This window comes from Mucilaginibacter polytrichastri (genome assembly GCF_001911425.1).
GTDB classification, from domain to species: domain Bacteria; phylum Bacteroidota; class Bacteroidia; order Sphingobacteriales; family Sphingobacteriaceae; genus Mucilaginibacter; species Mucilaginibacter polytrichastri.
Map to the genome: position 1 here is coordinate 1,320,734 of NZ_MPPL01000001.1, position 23,092 is coordinate 1,343,825.

The following is a 23,092-nucleotide window of genomic DNA, read 5'->3' on the forward strand; positions in this document are numbered from 1 at the left end:
GGCTGCATATGGGGGTAATAGGCCCTAAACGGATTGTAATGTCTGATAAAGGCGGTGTGCTGCAGCCGCCGTATTCTTATACCAACAACGAATACTCCTGGTTAGATAATTCCGACTTGGTATTTATTGATCCCGTGGGTACCGGCTTTAGCCGCGCCATTAATGGTGTTGATAAAAGTGAGTTCCAGGGGTATAATGAAGATATCCAATCGGTAGGAGAGTTCATCCGTTTATGGACGGTAGAAAACAAACGCTGGGGTTCGCCCAAGTTCTTAGCGGGCGAAAGTTATGGTACTACCCGTGCGGCTGGTTTATCAAACTATCTGCAAAGCGCCTTTAAAATGTACACCAACGGCGTAATCCTAATCTCAGCCGTATTGAATTTCCAGACCATTTTATTCGGTATCGGTAATGATCTGCCGTACTCGTTATATGTACCCAGCTATGCTGCAACCGCATGGTATTACAAAAAGCTGGCGCCCGATCTTCAGGCTAAAGACATTAAGACCCTAATTGCCGAGGCCGAAAGCTTCGCCCTGAATGAATATACCCCGGCATTGATGAAAGGCGATAAGCTAGCGCCTGCCGAATTTAATGCCATGGTCACTAAGTTGAGCCGTTATACAGGCCTATCCGAGAAATTTGTACGCCAGGCCAACCTGCGTATCGACCTGCCTTATTTTAATAAAGAACTTTTGCGCAGCGAAGGCTTAACAGTTGGCCGCCTGGATTCGCGCTTTACAGGGCGTGATTATGATGATACCGGTTCATCTACAGATTTTGACCCGAGCAATACCGGTACCATATCGGGCCCGTACACTGCCGGGGTAATGAGCTATTTTGGTAAAGAACTAAACTATAATAATAACCTCGTTTACTATACCTTGGGTGGCGGTGTTGGCCGCTGGAACTACAGCAACGTGCAAAATAAATACCTTAACGTTGCCGAATACATGCGCCAGGCTATGGCACAAAACCCGTATCTCAAAATATGGGTGCTGGGCGGTTATTATGATTTTGCCTGCCCGTATTTTGCTTCGCTATATGTATTGCGGCACATGGGTTTACGCCCCGAACAACAGGCCAATATCAAGTTCACATATTACGAATCGGGCCACATGATCTACATCAACATGCCATCGCTGATGCAGATGAAAAAAGATGCCGACGAGTTTTACCCAAGTGCTTTACCTAATAACTAATAGCCGACAACATTATGAAATACGCTAAACAACTTAGTATCCTGTTTTTAATTGCCGGCTGTACTGCAACCAGTTTTGCACAACGCGGCAACCGGGGCGGCGCACCTGCCGAACCGCCTGCGGCAGCCGGAGCACCGGGTGCAGCGCCCAAGGCAGAAATTAAACCATTACCCTTAGACCCAACCGGGTATATTATTTCTAATTCGCCCAATATCCCTAAACCGGTGGTAACCAAACATACCGCCGTAATTATGGGCAAGGTAATCAACTATACCGCCACGGCAGGCTACCTGCAACTGGTAACAGAAGATGGTAAACCAAAGGCAAATGTGTTTTTTGTGGCTTACACCAAAGATGGTGTAACCGACCTTACTAAACGCCCCATGACCTATACCTTCAACGGTGGGCCGGGTTCGTCATCGGTATGGCTGCATATGGGGTTGCTGGGGCCAAAACGGGTTCTAATGTCAGACGAAGGCATGGTGCAACCGCCACCCTATAAATACATCAACAACGATTATTCCTGGCTGGATAAAACAGATATCGTTTTCATCGACCCGGTTACTACTGGTTACAGTCGTGCCGTTACCAACGAAAGTGATAAACAGTTTCATGGTTACGAAGAGGATTTGAAGAGCGTTGGTGATGCCATCCGCTTATATGCCACTAAGTACGACAGGTGGCAATCGCCTAAGTTTTTATGCGGCGAAAGCTATGGTACTACCCGCGCAGCAGGGCTGTCTGAATATTTGCAAAGCACCTATAAGTTTTACCTGAATGGCGTTATTCTCATTAGCTCCATCCTGAATATGCAGACCGCCCGCTTTGATGTGGGAAATGATTATCCTTATCCGTTGTTTCTCCCGACGTACACCGCTACGGCTTGGTACCACAAAAAGCTATCGCCAGATCTGCAGCAATTGCCTTTGAAAAAGGTATTAGCACAGGTAGAAGTCTTTGCCCTGGGCGAATATAATACGGCACTGATGAAAGGTTCGGAGTTAAGCCCGGCCGATTACAGCAGTCTGGTTGATAAGCTGAGCCATTTTACAGGTTTATCCAAAGAATACATCCGCCAAACCAACCTGCGTGTAGAGATCCAGAAGTTTGATAAAGAACTGAGAAGGAGCGAGGGCTTAACTGTTGGCCGTTTGGATAGCCGTTACACCGGCCGCGATTATAACGATGCCGGTACCGGCCCAGAGTTTGATCCGGCTAATGATGGTACCATATCAGGCCCGTACAGTGCAGCTATTAATCATTATGCCCGCGCCGAACTAAAATTTAAAAACGATTTACCTTACGAGATTTTAGGTGGCCGCGTAAACCCGTGGAACTATAACAACGTGCAAAATAAATACCTTAATGTAGCCGAATCATTACGCCAGGCGATGGCTATTAACCCTTATTTACATGTTTGGGTAGCCTGCGGTTATTATGATCTGGCAACGCCATACTTCGCTGCCGAGTATACATTCTCACACATGGGCATGCGCCCCGAGCAGCGCAAGCATGTAAACTTTACCTATTACGAATCGGGCCACATGGTATACGGGCATAAGCCATCACTGATTAAAATGAAAACAGATGCTGATGCCATGTACGATATGGTAATGAATGAAGTTAACCACGGTATTTCGAAATAGTTGGTATCTTAAACGCATCAACTATCTATACAAATAAAATCACATCATGAAACGATTGATTATCTATTCTACCCTTACTTTAACAATAGCTGCAAGTGCTGTCAGGGCTCAAACTATTGACCCTGACAGCGCTTCGCTGGCTTTAAAAACGCTGAAAATTACACAAGCCGAATTGCTGCAAAAATCAACATTAACAGGCTCAGCACAAGTAGCTTTAATTGATAAAATGTTAAAGCTGGGTTTATGGGATAAAGCCATCCAACTCATTAATGCAGGCAGCCCAACATCAGCCGATTATAAATTGCTGAAAGCCGATTATCTTATCCTGCACAATGAGTTTAAAGCGGCAGAACTATTGGTAAACGGCGTTTTATTAAAACAACCCGCCAATGAAAAAGCAATACGTTTAAAAGCCTACTTGCAAATACAGGCCTGGCTATTACCGCAGGCCATTGCAACGGCTAAGAAATCGTTAGCTAAAAACCCCAACCAGGAAGAAACCGAACTGGTAATGGGACGCGCTTTATTGCTGCAAAAAAAATACCCACAGGCTTTGGCCATCGCCAAAAAAGCGGAGGCTAAAAACCCTAACAATGCCGGCGCGTATTTACTGGAGGCCGATGTTTATTTCTGGGACCAGCATCCCGACCAGGCAGAGGCACCGTTAAAAAAATCATTAGCTATTGACCCTTATAATGCCGATGCCCGCTTTAGCTATGGTTACGCCATTTGGCGCCGGGTTGATGCCACACAGTTAAATGCCATGGCTGCCCAGTGGGAAATTGCACTGGCAGTTAACCCGCTGCATTTTTCTACCAACTGGCACTGGGGCAATGGGCATACCAATTTAACCTATGCAGATTATGCGGAGAGGAATGATGAAGAAGTAAGAAAGGCCTTAGCGCCTGCCGACTCATTATTCAGCGCTAATAAAATTAACGAGGCCATTGCCTTTACACGGGTAATCCAGAAGAAGTATCCAAATTCGGTATTGCCGTTAATGCATCGCGGGTCGCTTTATTATAGCGCCTTTGACATGGACAGAAAGTTACGACTGGATTCGGCAGAGCATATTTTCCGTCAGATCCTGCTTCGCAAAAAACATTACGGGCCGGCGCACAATGGCCTGGCAGCAGTGATCAAATCTGAACGGATTCCATACCTGTCTATTTATGACTCGATTACCCATGTGCTGAAAACCTTAAAGATCACAGATCAAAAGAATTTCGAAAAGGTATTCCCGGACGTGGCTTATTATCCGGGTGGCATGGGCAAGGCAATGGCATATAACCAATTGTATGCAGCTACCGTTTATTTTCCGTTTTTGTCTAAAATGGGCAACGTATTCCGGGTGTCGCCCTTGCACATCGATCTGGCTATTACCATGCGCCAGCCAAGTTTTCGTTACATGACCACGTTTGATAACCGCCAGTGGATGGATATTCGTGGGGTAGGCAGCGGTGCGGCTGATATTGAATATGTAGAGCGAGGCGCTTATGAAGAGCGTAACGTAATACTGCACGAATACACCCACCTGTACCATGGCAGCGTGTTTACCGACGACGAAAGCCGCCAGGTGAGGGCGCATTACTACAAAGCGATGGCCGAGCATCGTACGCTCGATTATTATTCACAGAACAACGAATCGGAGTACCTGGCGCAAACTTACCCGGCCTATTTTGAGCCTGTAAAAGTTCACCCGCTCGATTTTAAATCGATGAATACCCGGGCCGATCTGATAGCGAAAGACCCCAGCATGTATGAGTTTATTGATAAGCTGGTTAAACGGCAGCGCGCTTATTTAGCCGGCGATAAAAGTGCCATGGCCAGCAACTGGGCAGAAGTGTATCTTACCCTAAGTAACCGCGCCCGAAGAAGTGGCCCGGCTAAAATGGCTGCTTATTTGGATACGGCTTTAACTTACGACAGTAAATATCTGCCGGTTTACCTGGCTTATTCGCAGCTTAAATCAGAACAAAAGGATTTTGCCGCTGCGGTAGAATGGCTGCAAAAGGCCGAAGCAGTAAACGCAAAATATGCGCCAATCTACGTAGCGCATGCCGACCTGGTAAAGGCGCAGTATACTGCAAAACTGATAGACCAGCCAACGGCAGTTAAACAGCAGGCAGATTATCTGAACAAAGCAAACAAGCTGGAAGATGATTACCAGGAACTGGCCGCCAACAACATTCAGCTGCGCGAAACTTACCGTAAAAACGGGCAAATTGCAGATGCTATTGCCACCGCCGAAGATTACTCTAAAAATGGTGCAACGGTATCAACCTACCTGCGCGATCGCCGGGATGATGCGGCTGCTTATGTAGCTTCCCTGAAATCAGAACTGGGTTACCCCGAACCTGTTGCCGTGCTGCAGCATTTGGTAGAGCAGAAACCGCAGAATTTTGAATACCGAACCATGTATGCCAATGCTTTAGCAGCCAACAAGCAGTATGATAAAGCTATTGCTACCCTACAGCAGGCACAACGCATTTTAAAAGCCAGTGGCAACGGTCGCCCGGGGTTTGATTTACAGATTGCCGAGTTTTATAATTACCTGGGTAAAAAAGATTCGGTGGTTAAATATCAGCCGTCATCAAGCCCGGTATCAGCGCAACAAGGGCAGGGCGGCAGGGACAGAAACACGGCCAGCAATGAGGATGGCTTACGTTACGTGCGTTTGCTTGCAGCTACCGGTAAAGCTACTGAGGCTGCCGCTTTGTTGAAAACCTTCCCTGTTGGCGATGATAATGCCTACCTAAGCGAGTTCAATTACACACAGGGCAAAATTCAAGAAGCTACACAGCCGGAGCTGGCTGCGGTAAGTTATGAAACAGCTATTAAGTACGATCCCTACTTTTTTAAGGTTTACCCATGGCTTATTAGTTATTACAACAAAAACGGACAAACGGCTAAAAGCGAAGCATTGAAAAGCAATTTAAAAGTTTTGAAAATACAGCCGGGTACCAGTTTAAATATGGAATAGTTAAACATTTAGTTTGATGATAAAAACGAAGACTATAAAGGCAATCAAGGTAATAGTACTTATCGCTTTAATGCCCATGGTACTCATAGCCCAACCCAAAAAAGCCCCTGAGGTTAAAGAAGGTGATGGCCCGTATCCGCAATTAATTATCCGCGGCGTTACGTTAATCAACAGTACCGGCTCGCCGCCTATGGGGCCGGTTGATATTGTGGTAGATGGTAACCGAATAACAGCTATCCGCAATGTAGGCTCGCCGGGTCAGCCTATTAAGCCCGAGCGCAGGCCGGAGCTAAAACCGGGCGGTAAAGAAGTAGATGCCAACGGTATGTACCTGATGCCGGGTTTTATAGATATGCATGGCCACATCGGTGGCGAAGGCAAAGGGTCTAATGCCGAATATGTTTTTAAACTATGGATGGCCCACGGCGTAACCACCGTACGCGAACCAGGGTGCTTAAACGGCCTTGACTGGGTGCTGGAAGAGAAGCAAAAAAGTAGTCAGAATTTAATTACCGCACCGCGCATTAAGGCTTACTGTGTATTTGGGCAAGGTAGTAAAACGCCAATCTCGACCCCCGCCGAGGCTGTAAAATGGGTGGATGATAATGCCAAACGAGGTGCCGATGGTATTAAGTTTTTTGGCGCTGCGCCCGAAATTATGGCGGCGGCATTAGCTGAGAACAAGAAACTCGGGCTGCGCTCATGCGCCCATCACTCGCAAACCGATGTGGGCCGGTGGAATGCTTTGAACAGCGCCCGTGCCGGGATGACTTCTTTAGAACATTGGTATGGTTTGCCCGAAGCGATGTTTACCGACCGCACCATCCAGAATTATTCGCCGGATTATAATTACCAGAACGAGCAGGACCGCTTTGGTGAGGCCGGTTTGCTGTGGAAACAGGCTGCGCCACCGTTCTCTGAAAAATGGAACAAGGTGATGAACGAGCTAATATCATTAAACTTTACCCTCGACCCAACCTTCGAGATCTATGATGCCAACCGCGACCTGATGCGGGCCCGCACTGCCGAGTGGCATGCAGAATATACCATGCCCGCTCTATGGAATTTCTATGCGCCAAGCTGGAATTCGCACGGCTCGTACTGGCATAGCTGGGGTACCGAGGAGGAATTGGAGTGGAAAGAAAACTACCGTTTATGGATGACATTTATTAACGAATACAAAAACCGTGGAGGCCGGGTAACAGTTGGTACCGATGCCGGGTTTATTTATGAGCTGTATGGCTTCGCCTACATCCGCGAATTGGAATTGCTGCGCGAAGCCGGGTTCTCTCCGCTGGAAGTGATCCGTGCGGCAACCTTAAATGGGGCAGAGGCTTTGGGTATGGATAAAGATTTGGGTAGTGTGGAGGTTGGTAAACTGGCCGATTTTGTAATTGTGAAAGAGAATCCATTAAAAAACCTCCAGGTGCTTTACGGCACAGGTGCTATCAGGCTCGGAGATAATAACGAAGTTTACCGTGCAGGCGGTGTTGTTTATACCGTTAAAGACGGGATAGTATACGATGCCAAAAAGCTATTGGCCGATGTAAAGAAAATGGTAGATGCCGAAAAAGCTAGAACTGGCTTTGTGTTAACACAGCCTGGGATGCCTAAAAGCGGCCGTTAGTCAAAATCAACAAAAGCTAAAATATTAAGCAGTGGCACCAGCAATAAAGCAAGCCTGGTATACACTGCTTTAAATTTATTATTACGGATGTAATCGCTTGGCGACATGCCTACATTCTTTTTAAATACCCGGTTAAAATTGATGGCACTGTTAAAGCCGGTAGAATAGGCAATATTTGATATGCCATCGTACTCGCCTTTAATGATCTTTTTACAGGCTTCGTTAATCCTGATCTCGTTTAAAAAGGTATTGTAGGTTTTGCGGCTGTATTTTTTAAAGTATTTGCAAAATGCATGCGGGGTAATATGGGCCACGGCAGCAATTTTATCCAGCGAAATGGCTTCGGCATAGTGCTCCATGGTATACTTATAAATATCGTTCATGCGCAAGCCTTCATGGTCGGTAAGTTCAACGCTAGAGAAACCGGTGGAGAGTGACTTCCAGTCTTTAACCTGGTTAGAGAAGTAATGCAGTAGTTCTATAAAGGACAGCAAACGCTCCAGTCCAGATTTTTTATTGAGGCCTATAATGGCTTCGCCAACATAATCTGCATTAATGGATGGAAGCTGTAAACCTTGGTCAATGTTGCCCAGCAGGTTTTTAATGCCCTCAAATTCTGGCAAATGCTCAATGCTGTTTTTGAAGATTCGTTCCTGGTCAAAAAAAATATGGATGGAATGTGCGTTGCCATTAATTGCATTCACAAAGTGCGACGAGTCTGACTTGAAAATGTGCGGGTGGTTGGCCCCCAAAATAAAAACATCCCCGGCCTTAAACGGCTGGGAATAATTGCCAAGCATTAACGTGCCTTCGCCCTTAATAATAAGGGTAAGCTGGGTTTCCTTGTGGCGGTGTAGCTGATTGTAAAAGTTTGGAAGAATATCTTCTTCAACCACCACAGAATCTTTGTAAATAATAGGGACGGTAAATTGTAAAACTTTCATCATAGTTTAACATTTTAGGTTCCTAAATTTAAAAGAATAAGAAGCTGATAGCAAGCTATGAGTGTATTAGTTTGGTTACATAAAAATAATATAAAGAATAGTTGCGTTTACAGTGTCATTTTTAAGCCTGTCATACTATTATATTTAACACACAATTATCATATAGCTAACAGGAGTAAGCTATAATTCCATGGCAAACTGCAGTCCAAGTGCCCCGTTCTGGTAAGAAGGCAAAAGAATTTTACTTTTCGACTGCTTATTCTGCCTTAATTCAACAGGTATGTCTTTGTTTTTTTCTTTGTCCTTGTGCTCTTTCGAAAATGCGTTTCTGATATAAGGATACAGCAGATAGGCTCCCTTTGTAGACAGGATGCCAAAACCTGCTCCGGCTATTACATCGCTAAACCAATGATCCTGGTGATAGATACGGAAAACCCCCGTTGTGGTAGCAAATGCGTATCCAACAATACCATAAGCAACAGAATTTCCGCTCAACTCCTGCGACATAAATTCGGCCCCTGCAAATGCATTGGCGGTATGCCCGGAAGGGAATGAATACCGGTCGCTTCCATTAGGGCGTAAACGATGCGTAGCATGCTTTAAAGAGAACACGGTTAATTCAAGCATGCCCTGCGACAATACATAAATCAAGGTACGGTCAACAAAGGTATTTTTACCGTGTACACCAACCAGGTTTAAACCGTAAACCAGTACTACCGGCGCATATTGAAAAAAGTTTTCTGTATGGCTGCTGGGTATGAAATCATGTTTACTGGCTTGATTATAAATGGAATGGTCTAACTGCCTTAATGGCTTTGCATAAAACGAAGTGATGCCATATCCAACCATAACAGCCGGTGGTATCAGCGCCAGTGTTTTAGTGTGCAGGTGCCGCACGGTATCCGGGGCAGTAAATAGATCTTTCTTAAGTGTATCTGCAATGTTTCTTTTTTTGGTTGTATCTGCTGTTTGTGCATGCACATTTAGTACAAGCAGGCTTAAGAATAAAAAAATAAGAGTCTTCATTAAACGATAATATTAAATAGTACTGCCGCTTTTTAAATAAGCGGGCGATGTTTAAGTGCTATATCGGCTATGATTCTGTAGAGATTTGGGAGAATAATTTGACAGGTACAGCTTTGGTGTGGAAAATATATAGGCTGGTGACCTTATCGGGACTTTTACAGCACTGCTGTGTGTAATGCAGAAAACAAAAAAATCCGTTCAGCATAGTGCTGAACGGATTTTCTATTACCCTCTTTTACTGAGCAGTATTATTTTGAATATATTTAATATTATTTTTGAGCGATATCTGATTTACGGTAAGCCCATCCAAAAATAAGTGGGAATACCCATAGGCTAAACATCATGGCGCAAAGGATGCCGCCAATTACTACCCTGGCCAATGGCCTCGAACTTTCTGACCCAATACCATGCGATAATGCCGCCGGGAATAAACCGATAGCAGCCATTAAGGCCGTCATCATAACCGGGCGAATGCGGGAGTTAACACCCAGTTTGATAGCCGAATACAGATTTGCGCCATCGCCCTTTAAGTTATCGAGGTTTTGTTTAAATACAGTTATCAGCAATACGCCATCCTGTATACAGATGCCAAACAATGCAATAAAGCCTATCCCTGCCGAGATGCTGAAATTGGTGCCTGTTACATGCAGGGCCAAAATACCGCCTACAATAGCAAAAGGTACATTGAGGAATATAAGCGCGGCATCTTTTACATTACCGAACATGATAAACAATAGCCCGAAAATTAATGCCAAACTGATAGGCACTACCTGGGTTAGCCTTTTCTCAGCACGTTTCTGGTTCTCAAAATCGCCTTGCCAGGCCATATGGTAGCCTCTTTTTAATTTTACAACTGCGTTTACTTTCTGTTGTGCTTCGGCAATTGTACTGCCCATATCGCGGCCGCGTACCGAAAACTTGAGGGTGGCATACCGCTCATTCTCATCTCTGAAAATTAAGCACGGACCAGTTTTTTGAGTGATGGAAGCAATTTCTTTAATAGCCACCTTAGTGCCGGTTTCTGTGGGTACCAGCAGGTTGCCAATATCTGCAGGGGTACGCCTGAATGCTTCGGGGAAACGGATGCGGATATCGAATGTTTTTACACCTTCATATAACGTAGAGGCAGCCGTGCCACCAATAGCCATCGATATTACCGAGTTGGCATCGGCAGTGGCAACGCCGTATTGCGCCATTTTTTGCTGATCGAGCTGGATATCCAGTTCGGGCAAACCGATGCTTTTGAGTACGCCGAGGTCATCAATCCCTTTAATATCTTTAAGCACATGGTAAACATCGTTTACCTTGCTTTCCATATAATTGAGTGAATCGCCATAAACCTTAACCACAATGGAACCTTTTACGCCCGAAACGGCCTCTTCTACGTTATCACTAATAGGCTGCGAAAAGTTAAGATCGGTGCCGGGCAGTTTGGCCAGCGCTTTATGCATCTGGACAATCAATTCTTCTTTAGATACTTTGGGTTTCCAGTCGTCTTCGGGATACATTAAAATATCAAACTCGTTATTGTAAAACCCGGCCACATCGGTGCCATTATCCGGCCGCCCGGTTTGCGATACCGCATATTTTACCTGCGGAAAAGTCATCAGGATTTTACGCACCTGTTTGGAGGTTTGTACAGATTGATCAAGCGATACGCTATACGGCAACTGCACCCGCAGCCAAATAGAACCTTCATTTAGTTCGGGCAAAAACTCACTTCCTAAAAACTTAAAGGAGAACAAACCCAGGCACATAGCCACCAATGAGAGGGTAACCACCAGTTCTTTATGTTTAAACGCACGGGTAAAGCCGTTAAGCATAAAGGCGGTAAGGTGGTGCACAAATGGATTGTGTTTTTCGTGTACATTTTTACTCAGCAGCAAGTTAATTAGTACCGGCACCAGTGTAAGGGTAGTAATCAGCGCGCCCAGCAAAGCAAAGCCCAGGGTATATGCCAAAGGCGAAAATAGTTTGCCTTCTACCTTTTGAAAGGCAAAAATGGGCAGCAGGCCGGTAATAATAATCAGCTTGGCGAAGAAGATGGCCTTACCCAGCGTGGCACCGTTATTTTTGATCATCTTCATTTTGGCTATTTTATTAAACCGGTCCATCCCCAGTTCAATAGCCTTATGATCCAGAATTACAAACATGCCCTCTACCATTACCACCGCGCCATCTATAATGATCCCAAAATCAACCGCGCCTAGCGAAAGCAGGTTGGCCGACATGCCCATCATATGTAAGCAGATAAAGGCAAACAGCAATGCCATTGGGATAATAATGGATACAATAAGCGTTGTACGCCAGTTAAACATAAATATGGATACCAATATGGTAACCAGCAAAATGCCCTCTATGAGGTTGTGCAGTACCGTATGTGTGGCGTAATCTACCAGGTTGGTACGATCATAGTATGGGATTATCTTGGTGTCTGCAGGTAATACATCGTTGTTCAGTTTGTTTATTTCCTTTTTTAAGGCACTTACAACTTCGGTCGGGTTTTCGCCTTTACGCATTACCACAATAGCCTCTACAGCGTCGGGGTCATCGGTAACTGTGCGTTTACCGTTTTTATCAATAATGGCATCGCTGCGGCCCACCCAGCCCAGGCGTGGTAGGTTTGATATTTCTACATTGGCTACATCCTTTACCAAAACAGGTACGCCATTATTGTTGCTTACAATAATGTTGCGGATCTCGTTAATATCGTTCAGTAAACCCAATCCGCGTACAGCAAAGGCCTGGTTGTTTTGGATAATCATATCGCCGCCAACGTTAATGTTGGTTTTTTGTACGGCGGTAAAAACATCTAGCGGTGTAATATTAAGGTTGGCCAGTTTTTCAGGGTCTACTGTAATTTCGTAGGTCTTGGTTTTACCGCCAAAACTGTTGATATCGCCAATACCGGGGATGGCACGCAAGCGGCGGTCTATCACCCAATCCTGTATCGTTTTAAGCTCCCGTACATCACGAACAGAGCTTTTAAGCGTATACCTGAAAATCTCACCGGTTGGGCCGGTAGGCGGCTGTACGGAGGGTGTAATGCCGTTGGGCAGCGTTGCATTGTTAAGCAGGTTCATTACCTGCTGGCGGGCTTCGGGGTCTTTTACGCCATCATCAAAAAGTACCTTTACATAACTAAGGCCGAAGATTGTGGTAGAACGCAAGCTGGCCTTTTTTTGAACCGAGTTTAATGCAATTTCTACCGGGATGGTTACCAGTTTCTCTACCTCTTCTGCACTTTGGCCGGGCCATTGGGTAATAATATCAATCTCGGTATTGGTTACATCCGGAAAAGCCTCTATGGGCATTTCGATAAACGTAAATATACCGCCGATAACCAGGGCGCAGGCCAGTAATATGATGAGGATTTTATTTTTTAAGGAAAAGCCAATAATCCCTTTAAGCAACTTATTCATTGTCTGAAAAAAATGTAAGTGTGGATAATTAGCTGTTTAATGAACCGTAGATAAGCAGCGTTTGCGAAGCAATAAGCCTTTCGCCCGGTGCTACGCCGGTTTTAATGTAAGCGGTTTTACCGTTGATGCTAATAACATCTACCTGCCTTATCTGCACATTCTTTTTGCCCGTTACCACAATTACATAGTACTGGCTATTATCAAACACCAGGGCGCTGCTGGCAATAGCAATAGCTTGCTCGTTTTGTGTGTTATTAACGGTTACGGTGGCAAACATCTGCGGTTTTAATAAATAGCCAGGGTTATCTAAAATAACGCGCATTTTCATCACCTTGCTATTAGGGTCAAGCACGTTCATGAGCTTGTTTACCTTGCCTTTAAATACCTTGTCGGGGTATGATATTGTGGTTACATCTGCCTCGTCGCCCTCGTGTACTTTGCCTATATTTTCCTGGTAAACATTGGCCTCAACCCAAACATTGCTGAGGTTGGATATGGTAAACAGCGGCGCATTATTGTCTGTACGGATGGCCATGCCATTGGTCACATTTTTTTGTACCACAAAACCTTCTATTGGGGCTTTAATCAGGTATTCGCCATTCTTATTATCGCCATTAATATTCAGGATTTTCTCTGCGGCAGTTTTTGAAGCTATGGCCTGCTCGTAAGCAACCTGTGCATTGGTAATATCAACCTGTGAGGCCAGGCCGCTTTTAAACAGATCTTTCTGCTGCTCTAATTGCCGGGCTGTTAAGCGCACATTGGTTTCGGCATTAATTAATGATGAATTGTAATTGGCCACCTCGGCGCTTTTTACAAGGCCAAGTGCCTGCCCTTGTTTTACATAATCGCCGGGCATCACGTTAACATTTTGCACGTTACCGCTTACCAGTGGATATACACTCACTACCTTATCGGTATTAAAATCAACCACGCCATTAAAATTTACCGCAAAGGTTAGGTTTGATTTCTTTACGGTATCCACCGCCAGTACTTTCATCAACGAGTCGGGCACAACATAAGGCACTCTCGTATCTTCTGTGTTATCGTGCGATGCGCATGAGGCCAGGTTAAGCAGCAAGCCGGCTGATATAAGGATAAAACTGCTTTGAAAAAATATTTTATTCATGGAGTTGGGTACAATGAATGTTATTGCTGATTAAAAAAGGGGGTGCCGGTTACGTAATTAAGCTGCTCCAGCGAGGTGTATTTGTGCAGCATAATGTTGTTAAACTGCAGGATATTGGTTTTGTAGGAGTCATAAAAATCAAGGAACTCCAAAAGATTGATATTTCTTTTCTGGTAATTTTTAAATACTTCTTGTATAAGGTGCGTAAAATCCTGCTTAAAGGCAGGGTCGAAACTGCTGTATAAATGCTGCAAGCGCAGCGCGCCGGTGTAGTTGGTGGCCACATCGCTTTCTACCTGGTTTTGCTGGTTTTGAAACTGTGTTTTACTTTGGTCTATAGCAATGCGGGCTTGTTTAATGCCGCCCTGGTTACGATTAAAAAAGGGCAGATTAAACTCAATGCCTGCGCCTAAAAAGTTCTGGCCGTAAGCGCCTAACTTGTCGTAATTGAGTGCAAGCGAAAAATCTGGTACGGCGGTAGCTTTTTGGAGCTTTAAATTGAGATCGCTGTAAGTGATGGCCGATTTGGCATACCGCAGATCGTAGCGGTTTACATAAGCCGAATCAAGCAGCTTTTGGTAGGGGACACTTTCAACAGTCTGCATCTGGCTGCTGTCAACCTGCATAACCGGGGTAATATAGGTTGATGGTATGGTTTTGATCAGTAGCTTAAATTCGCTTTGTGTTGTATCTATGTTCAGCAGCAGGTCGTTATACTCGCTTTGCAGTGCATATAATTGTGACTGGATGCGGAGCACTTCCTTTTGGGCAATGTTGCCTTTGGCATACTGCTCTTTAAAAGCCACCAGGGTTTTGGATAATGAAGCGATTTCTTCGGTATAAACTTTGGCTGACTGCTCCTGGAAGTAGATGGTGTAAAAATCGTTGCGGAGTGTAAATTTCAGCGTACGTAACAGGTCGAAGAACTGGTACTTAGCCTGTTCTACACCCAGTTGGGCCAGCTGGATATTCTTATTACGTTTGCCGGCGGTTGAAATTACCTGCGATATACTATAGGTTTGCTCGTTATAGGCATGGGGTACCTGCGAGGCATATACGCCATTAGAAAAACTAAAATCGGGGTTGGCAAATAATTTGGCTGTTATTACCTGTGCGCTGGCATTATCTATATTATAATGCTGGGCCAGCAGGGTAAGGTTGTTCTGTAAAAAAGCTTTCTCAGCGTCCTTTATTCCTAATTTTAGGGTATCACTGCGAAGGTCTTGTGCGTATGCACAAGACCCGACAGCTATACACCGTAGTTGAATTAGGAAAAGAACGATAACAAATTTTAAGTGCATAGTTTATTTGTTTGTACAAAACTATGCAGCCTGCATTGGAGCCGAATTAGATTGAGATTAGAACGGCATTAGAATTATTAAACGTGGAATTTTACCGTAAAAACAGTACCCGGGCCGGGGCCAGAGGCAATATGAATTGTGCCTTTAAAAAGCTGGATGATTTTTTGGGTTACATACAGGCCTATGCCACTGCCTTGAATATGCCTGCCATTGGGGCTGCGGTAAAAGGAGGTAAATACTTTTTCAATTTCATCGGCAGGGATGCCTATACCACTATCTTTTACGGCTACGGCTATTACCTGCCCGTCGGCATGTAAACTACAGGTTATCGGCAGGTCATTAGAAAACTTAAAGGCGTTGCCAATAATGTTGTTGAAGGCAATAATAAGTAATGATTTGTTGGCCATTACAGCCAGTGCATCGGCATTGTCGGGCATTTGCTGTATCTCAACTATTAGTTTGCCCTTGCCTTTTTGTTTGTTCCAATAATCGCTGAGTTCCCATATCAGTTCATCAATCATTATCAGGCTAAGTTTGGCCCTGGTATATTCCATGTCTGTTTGTGCCAGTTCCATCAAACTGCTGATCGTATCGTTCAGCCGTTCAGAATCATTGAGCACCAGGTTAAGTATTTGCTGGTATTCATCGGGTGTACGCAAGCGGTTCAGGGCAACTTCAACCTCACCTACAATACTGGTTACCGGGGTGCGTAATTCGTGCGATGCATTGGTTACAAATGCCTGTTGCAGCTCAAACGCATTTTGCAGATGCTCCAGTAAACGGTTAAAGTTGCGGGCAAGCTCAGTTATCTCGTCCTTGCCCTTACCTTCCATTACACGCAGGTGCAGGTTGTTAACGGTAATGCGCTGCATTTGTAAAATTAAACTATCAATAGGGGCCAGTGACCGCTGGGCAAACCACCGGCCTATAAAAAAGATACCGCCATTGATTACGAAAAACACCAGCAGCATAATTTTGCCCATATCGCGCAGCCGGTTATGGCTCTCAATATCAAATGCCGAAACCAGGATCACAAAGTTACCCTGGTTGTCGTTATAATAAATCCCTACTGCCTGCCTGTTTCCCGCTGTAAATTGGAGGTGCTTTTTTGCCCTTACCGTATTAATAATTTTAGCAGGCCAGGTTTGATGATTATGTGCGATGTATGATTGATTCCGGGCATCATAAATGCCAATAGACTCATTAGGTAATTTATCCAGGTAGTGCTCGCGTACATGGCTTAGCGAATCGGTAGAGATCTCATCGGCTTCCAGGTAAAGTTGTGCCGCAACCTTAGCCCGGTCGTTTAAATGGCCATAGAAATCGTTTTTAAATAAAGAATAAAAAGCCAGGTAAATAATAATGAGGATGAACGACAGCACGCCTGCTGTTATAAGGGAGAAGTTAAACGCCAGCCTGTTCTTTATTTTCATTACCCGCTTATTTCTCTTTTAAAATATAGCCCATACCAATAATGGTATGGATGAGCTTGCTGTTAAAACCCTTTTCAATTTTATTGCGCAGGTAGTTAACATATACATCAATAAAATTGGTGTGGGTGTCAAAATCTATCCCCCAAACCTGTTCGGCTATAAAATCTCTGGAGAGGGTTTTGTTGGGGTTTTGCATAAACAGTTTTAACAACGCATACTCTTTGGCCGTTAGTATAATTTGTATGTTGCTTCGCTCGGCTGTATTATCCCAGGTGTTTAATTTAAGATCGGCAAAGGTTAAAACTTGCTCGTTAGCTTTTTTAACAATACGCCTTAACAGCGCCTCGATGCGGGCAAGCAACTCATTAAAATGGAACGGTTTTACCAGGTAATCATCGGCACCGGCCTGCAGCCCGGTTACTTTGCTATCTATATTATCCAGGGCTGTTAGCATCAGGATGGGGATATCCGGGTTTGTTTTCCTCACATACCTGCACAGTTCAATACCGCTGCCATCGGGCAGCATTACATCCATAATAATCAAATCAAAACGTTGCGCATTAAACAGGGTTTTGGCCGCAGCATTATCGCCTGCTACAGTAACCTGATAGTTATATTCCTGAAGCCCTTTTGCTATAAATGAAGATACTTTGGGCTCGTCTTCAATTAATAAAATTTCCATTATGGCTTCAAAGATAGGCAGATAGCCTAAAGGTTTGATGAAGATTAACCTTATTTCCCCGCTTTAAGGAACTTCATCTATTAGTTAAATGGCAATGGCTTTGATATACAACTAGTTATGTTTTTGCAAAACAGCGTTGGTAGATTATGAGGCAGGTTTAATATAATCATAACCTTATCATACAAATAATAGAAATACTTTAGCTAAAAATTTGCGAATGATAAGATCCCTACCTGTTATCATATTCCTGCTAATATTTACGGCCTTCAACAGCAGTGCACAAAAGAAATTCACCATTAATGGCACGCTTAAAGACGCTGCAACCGGCGAAACGCTGATCGGTGCCACGGTTAAAATTAAAGAACTACCAGCTGTAGGTACCGCTACCAATAATTACGGTTACTATTCACTTACCATCCCCGAGGGCGAGTACACCTTGCTGTTTACCTATATTGGGTATGAAACAGTATCTCAAAAAATATCTTTTCATAAAAGCCAGGTTATTAATATAGGTTTGGCTACTAAAAGCGATTTGCAGGAAGTGGTTATCAGGGCTAATAAACCCAATAATGATAATGTGGCATCGCCGCAAATGGGGTTGGAGAAACTGAACATGTCGCAGATTAACCAGATCCCGGTGGTATTGGGCGAAAGGGATATTCTGAAAACCATCACCTTAATGCCGGGTGTTAAAACAGCAGGGGAGGGCAATACCGGTTTTTATGTACGTGGCGGATCTTCGGATCAAAACCTCATCCTGCTTGATGAGGCTACCGTTTACAACGCATCCCACTTGCTGGGCTTCTTTTCTACGTTTAACTCTGATGCCATTAAAGATGTAAGCATTTACAAAGGGGGCATGCCTGCCGAATACGGCGGACGCTTATCATCTGTGCTGGATATTAAAATGAACGAGGGAAACAACAAGGACTATACGGTACAGGGTGGTATTGGCCTCATCTCATCACGCATTAAGGTGGAAGGGCCGATTGTAAAAGATAAAGGCTCTTTTATGATAAGTGCACGCCGGACATATGTGGATCTGTTTCTGAATGCCTCTTCAGATTCGAGCATTAAAGGCAGTTCGCTATATTTTTATGATATTAATGCCAAGGCCAATTACCATTTTAATGATAACAATGCCGTTTATATATCCGGCTATTTTGGTAAAGATGTTTTGGGGTTGAAAGATGTTTTTGGTACCAACTGGGGTAACTCCACCGGTACGGTAAGGTTTAACCATTTATTCAGCAACAGGCTGTTCTCCAATACCTCTGTGGTGTATAGTAACTACAACTATGTGATCCAGAGTTTTCAAAGCAACGACAGCTTTAAGGCCACTTCTAAAATTACAGATGTGAACCTCAAGGAAGACCTGCAATATTCGCTGGGTAATAACACGCTGAAATTTGGGATAAACATATTACACCATAATATTGCCCCGGGCGATGTATCAACCACCGGGGTGTCCAGCTTTAATGATAAACATGTGGAGCGGCGTTACGGCTACGAAACTGCCGCCTATATAAGCGACGAATGGCGGGCCAATAACAAATTAACCATCCTGTATGGTGTAAGGTTAAGCGGCATGTTTTTATTGGGCCCTGGTACATTTAGTACTTATGATGCAGCGGGTAATACCATCGCATCTACCACTTATGGGTCGGGCTCGGTTGTTAAAAAGTATTTTAACCTCGAACCCCGTTTATCAGCCAGTTATGCCATTAATGATGAAAATTCTATCAAAGCCTCTTACAACCGCAATACACAAAATATCCACCTACTCAGCAACTCTACCAGCAGCACACCTACCGATCTGTATGTGATGAGTAGCAACAACATCAGGCCCGAGATAGCCGATCAGGTATCTACTGGCTTTTTTAAAAACTTTAAGGATAATACTTATGAGTTTTCGGCAGAGGTGTACTACAAATGGATGCAGAACCAGATTGATTACAAAGATGGTGCACAGTTATTGGTTAACCAGGATGTGGAGTCGCAGCTTACCTATGGCAGTGGCAGAGCCTATGGTATAGAGTTGTTTCTGAAGAAAAAATACGGCCGCTTTAACGGATGGGTAGGCTACACGCTATCCCGGACAGAACGTAAGTTTGATGCCATTAACAGCGGCAATTATTACCCGGCCCGGCAAGACCGTACGCACGATGTGTCTGTGGTTGGAATCTACAAGTTTAACAAAAGGTGGACTTTCTCGAGTACGTTTATTTATGCCACCGGGAATGCCGTTACCTACCCTACCGGGAAATACAGTATTGGCGGCTTAACTACGTATTCTTATTCTGAACGTAATGGCTACAGGCAGCCATCATCAAACCGGTTGGATATCGGCGCAACCTTGGAAGGCAAGGAGCATAAACGGTATCATTCGAGCTGGACATTCGGAATCTATAATGTGTACGGCCACCGCGACCCTTACAGCATTACCTTCCGCGATAGTAAAACGGTACCGAATACGACCGAAGCTGTGGAGACCAGCATTTTTGCCGTACAAATTCCGTCTGTTACCTGGAACTTTAAATTTTAAGCCGACATGAAAACGATCATATCATACATCGCATTTTTTATCGTATTGCTAAGCATCACAGCTTGCAACAAGGTAATAGATTTAAAGCTGGACAACGAAGACGGCAAGTTAGTTATTGAGGGAAATATTACCAATGTGCCCGGCCCGCAGGTAATTAAGCTGAGCAGTAATGTATCCTTTAGTAGTACCAATACCTACCCGCCCGTAACAGGTGTGCAGGTATCTGTAAGCGACCAAAATGGCAATAATTATACCTTTAAAGAAGCACCGGCAGGTACCTATACCGCAAGTCAGCTTACAAGTGTGGCAGGGAATACTTATACCATGACTGTGGTATCGAATAGTAAAACTTATAAAGCAAGTTCTGTAATGCCCAACTTCGTGGCCCTGGATTCTGTAGTATCGGCTAAGAACGATTTTGACAGCAAAAATAATAAAAAGAAAATCACTGTATACTACCAGGACCAGGCAGGCATAGCCAATCAATACCGCTTTGTAATGTATGTGAACGGCGTACAGGTTAAAAGCGTATTTGCCAACGACGACGAATTTACCGACGGCAACCATGTATCCTACGACTTAAATCAGGACGATATTGATATCTATCCCGGAGATAAGGTTACCGTAGAAATGCAGTGCATCGATAAACCCGTTTACACCTACTGGTTCACTCTGATGCAGCAAGGCTTCAACGGGCCCGGCGGCAGTGTTACGCCATCTAACCCACCCAATAATATTACACCGACAGTGTTGGGCTATTTTAGCGCGCATACTACGCAAACTGTGACGATTACGGTGAAGCCATAATTTAATAAATACAAAGGCAAATATTCCTCAATAAACTATGATTATAACCGTCCTGTGGGATGCCGAAACAAGTTCGGCACGACGGGTGGTGATGTTTGTAATTGCAGAGGATTCTTCGCTACCTAATGAAATGCAGGAGTGACTTACATCATGTGCTTCGAGTGCCTCTGATGAAAAGCCTGCGTAAGTGGTTTTGCGGTATTGACGTTTCTGCAAATCGGTCTGAGATTGCTTCGTTCCTCGCAATGACGTGGTAATATTTGGAGGTGTGTTATTCACAAAAAAAGCCGCTCATCCGAGCGGCTTCCTCATTTATATCTAAATAGCTATTATGCCATCGCGTACAGCTCTTCGCGTTGTTTTCTAACAACGTCGCTGTTAATGTATTCGTCGTAGGTCATCAGTTTGTCGATGCTGCCGGCGGGGGTTAGTTCTATTACGCGGGTTGCTACCGTTTCGGTGATCTCGTGATCTCGTGAGGTAAACAGCATGGTGCCTTTAAAGTCTTTCATGCCGTTGTTTAGGGCTGTGATAGATTCCAGGTCGAGGTGGTTGGTTGGCTCGTCAAACAGCAGCATATTGCCTTGTTGCAGCATCATGCGGCTAAACATGCAACGCATTTTTTCGCCACCAGATAGTACGGTGCTTTTCTTCAGCACTTCTTCGCCGGTAAATAGCATACGGCCTAAAAAGCTGCGGATAAACTGGTCGTCTTTTTCGCCTGGTGAATATTCGCGCAGCCAGTCGATCAGGTTTACATCTTTATCTTTAAAAAACTCGGCGTTATCGATTGGGATTTCTGCAAAATTAATAGTAACACCCCATTTAAAGCTGCCGCGGAAATCGGTATCCTCGCCTGATAATATTTTGTAAAGGGCAGTGGTAGCTAAACTGTTTTGCGACAGTACCGCAATTTTATCGCCCTTGTTTACGGTTAAATTAACATTCTCAAACAATACCTCGCCATTAGCAGTTTTACCTAAACCTTCAATTTGTAAAATCTGGTCACCTGCTTCGCGGGTCATCTGGTTAAACATAATAGCCGGGTATTTACGGTTGGATGGCTGGATCTCATCCAGGTTAATCTTATCCAGTGCTTTCTTACGGCTGGTTGCCTGTTTAGATTTAGAAGCGTTGGCGCTAAAGCGGCGGATGAAATCCTGTAACTCCTTAACCTTATCTTCTGTTTTCTTATTCTGATCTGATCGTTGTTTCAAAGCCAACTGGCTAGATTGGTACCAGAACGAGTAGTTACCGGTATATGTGGTCATTTTACTAAAGTCGATATCCACAACGTGGGTACAAACCGTATCCAGGAAGTGCCTGTCGTGCGATACAACCAGTACAATGGCTTCGTAACCCGCCAGAAAGTCTTCTAACCAACTGATGGTATTAATATCCAAATCGTTGGTAGGCTCATCCAGTAACAGGATATCCGGTTTGCCAAATAAGGCCTGCGCTAATAGCACACGTACCTTCTGGTTACCGTCAAGCTCTTTCAGTAATTTATAGTGCAGGTCTTCGGTGATGCCTAAGTTACTTAACAGGGTAGCGGCATTGCTTTCAGCGTTCCAGCCATCCATTTCGGCAAAAAGGTTTTCCAGTTCGCCAGCACGTTCGCCGTCGGCATCGGTAAAATCTTCTTTCAGGTAAATAGCATCCTTTTCTTTCATGATGCTGTACAGCTCCTTATGGCCAATAAGTACGGTTTCAATAACCGGGAACTCATCAAACGCATAGTGATTTTGTGTTAACACAGCCATACGCTCACCGGGTGAGAAACTCACAGACCCCGAAGTGGGGTCAATTTCCCCCGATAGTATTTTGAGGAATGTGGATTTTCCTGCCCCATTTGCACCAATTATGCCATAACAGTTGCCTTGAGTAAATTTTAAATTAACTTCTTCAAATAAAGTTCTTTTACCGTAACGTAAAGATAAATTGGATACCGTGATCATTTTTCGCCTTAAACTTAATTAGTACAAAGGTACGTTAATTAACAATATTTTATAAAAATACCCGCTAATAGGGCCGTTTTATAATAGTTTATTAATAAAAAGGCGGTCTTAGCTATTTGGGGATACACTTACAGGTTGTGAAAATTGTTGCTTTAAAGGAAACATGAAAAACAATCTCTCCGTAACAGGTATTATATACTTAACCAGTTATAAAATATTGGAATAACGTTTGCATAACTTATTCTGAAAACGATTTAAAAAATATAACATGATAGCATTAATTATTGGACTTGTTGTGGTAAATGTTGTTGTTGCCGCTTACAAGATCGACAAGAGAAAAGTATACTAAACCAGTATACTGCTAAATTGATCTGATGGGGTCACTAT

14 protein-coding genes are annotated in these 23,092 nt (G+C 44.1%); 6 read left to right on the plus strand and 8 right to left on the minus strand.

Annotated elements, in window-relative coordinates; genetic code table 11:
- The 4 genes from RG47T_RS05845 to RG47T_RS05860 form a co-directional block, all read left to right on the plus strand.
- Nucleotides 1-1,202: S10 family peptidase (locus RG47T_RS05845; protein WP_216351011.1), on the plus strand; the 1,202-nt coding region annotated here is incomplete at its 5' end.
- A 14-nt stretch (nt 1,203-1,216) separates the two neighbouring features.
- Nucleotides 1,217-2,848 carry a S10 family peptidase gene (locus tag RG47T_RS05850; RefSeq protein WP_083627309.1) on the plus strand — a complete coding sequence of 544 codons (1,632 nt, stop codon included), beginning with the start codon at nt 1,217-1,219 and terminating at the stop codon, nt 2,846-2,848.
- 46 nt (nt 2,849-2,894) lie between these two features.
- Entirely contained in the window at nt 2,895-5,831 is a 2,937-nt protein-coding gene (locus RG47T_RS05855) for a tetratricopeptide repeat protein (protein ID WP_074488553.1), read from the plus strand.
- 16 nt (nt 5,832-5,847) lie between these two features.
- Nucleotides 5,848-7,458 carry an amidohydrolase family protein gene (locus RG47T_RS05860; protein WP_074488554.1) on the plus strand — a complete coding sequence of 537 codons (1,611 nt, stop codon included), beginning with the start codon at nt 5,848-5,850 and terminating at the stop codon, nt 7,456-7,458.
- Here the strand turns inward: RG47T_RS05860 and RG47T_RS05865 are convergent.
- The 7 genes from RG47T_RS05865 to RG47T_RS05895 all read right to left on the minus strand — a co-directional run bounded on the left by RG47T_RS05865 (nt 7,455) and on the right by RG47T_RS05895 (nt 17,395).
- Nucleotides 7,455-8,405, minus strand: coding sequence for an AraC family transcriptional regulator (locus RG47T_RS05865; protein ID WP_083627310.1), 951 nt, complete (start codon nt 8,403-8,405; stop codon nt 7,455-7,457). The two genes, RG47T_RS05860 and RG47T_RS05865, sit on opposite strands and share 4 nt — an antisense overlap.
- A gap of 177 nt (nt 8,406-8,582) precedes the next feature.
- The gene (locus RG47T_RS05870; RefSeq protein WP_074488556.1) at nt 8,583-9,428 is read right to left on the minus strand and encodes a phosphatase PAP2 family protein; all 846 of its coding nucleotides are present in this window, start codon (nt 9,426-9,428) and stop codon (nt 8,583-8,585) included.
- 269 nt (nt 9,429-9,697) lie between these two features.
- Entirely contained in the window at nt 9,698-12,850 is a 3,153-nt protein-coding gene (locus RG47T_RS05875) for an efflux RND transporter permease subunit (protein WP_074488557.1), read from the minus strand.
- 28 nt (nt 12,851-12,878) lie between these two features.
- Nucleotides 12,879-13,979 (minus strand): efflux RND transporter periplasmic adaptor subunit, encoded by a 1,101-nt coding sequence (locus RG47T_RS05880; protein WP_074488558.1) that lies wholly within the window; start codon nt 13,977-13,979, stop codon nt 12,879-12,881.
- 20 nt (nt 13,980-13,999) lie between these two features.
- Complete coding sequence (locus RG47T_RS05885) at nt 14,000-15,280, minus strand: TolC family protein (protein ID WP_074488559.1); 1,281 nt, start codon at nt 15,278-15,280, stop codon at nt 14,000-14,002.
- Nucleotides 15,281-15,357: 77 nt separating this feature from the next.
- Nucleotides 15,358-16,713, minus strand: coding sequence for a sensor histidine kinase (locus RG47T_RS05890; protein ID WP_074488560.1), 1,356 nt, complete (start codon nt 16,711-16,713; stop codon nt 15,358-15,360).
- A gap of 7 nt (nt 16,714-16,720) precedes the next feature.
- Nucleotides 16,721-17,395: a response regulator transcription factor gene (locus tag RG47T_RS05895; RefSeq protein ID WP_074488561.1), complete on the minus strand. Its 675-nt coding sequence runs from the start codon at nt 17,393-17,395 to the stop codon at nt 16,721-16,723.
- A 217-nt stretch (nt 17,396-17,612) separates the two neighbouring features.
- Here RG47T_RS05895 and RG47T_RS05900 point away from each other — a divergent pair, with 217 nt between their 5' ends.
- Together RG47T_RS05900 and RG47T_RS05905 are read left to right on the plus strand one after the other, a co-directional pair.
- Nucleotides 17,613-19,940 carry a TonB-dependent receptor gene (locus tag RG47T_RS05900; protein ID WP_074488562.1) on the plus strand — a complete coding sequence of 776 codons (2,328 nt, stop codon included), beginning with the start codon at nt 17,613-17,615 and terminating at the stop codon, nt 19,938-19,940.
- A gap of 6 nt (nt 19,941-19,946) precedes the next feature.
- The gene (locus RG47T_RS05905) at nt 19,947-20,747 is read left to right on the plus strand and encodes a DUF4249 domain-containing protein (RefSeq protein WP_074488563.1); all 801 of its coding nucleotides are present in this window, start codon (nt 19,947-19,949) and stop codon (nt 20,745-20,747) included.
- A 329-nt stretch (nt 20,748-21,076) separates the two neighbouring features.
- Here the strand turns inward: RG47T_RS05905 and RG47T_RS05910 are convergent, their stop codons facing one another.
- Nucleotides 21,077-22,705: an ABC-F family ATP-binding cassette domain-containing protein gene (locus RG47T_RS05910; RefSeq protein ID WP_074488564.1), complete on the minus strand. Its 1,629-nt coding sequence runs from the start codon at nt 22,703-22,705 to the stop codon at nt 21,077-21,079.
- Between the last annotated feature and the right edge of the window lie 387 nt (nt 22,706-23,092).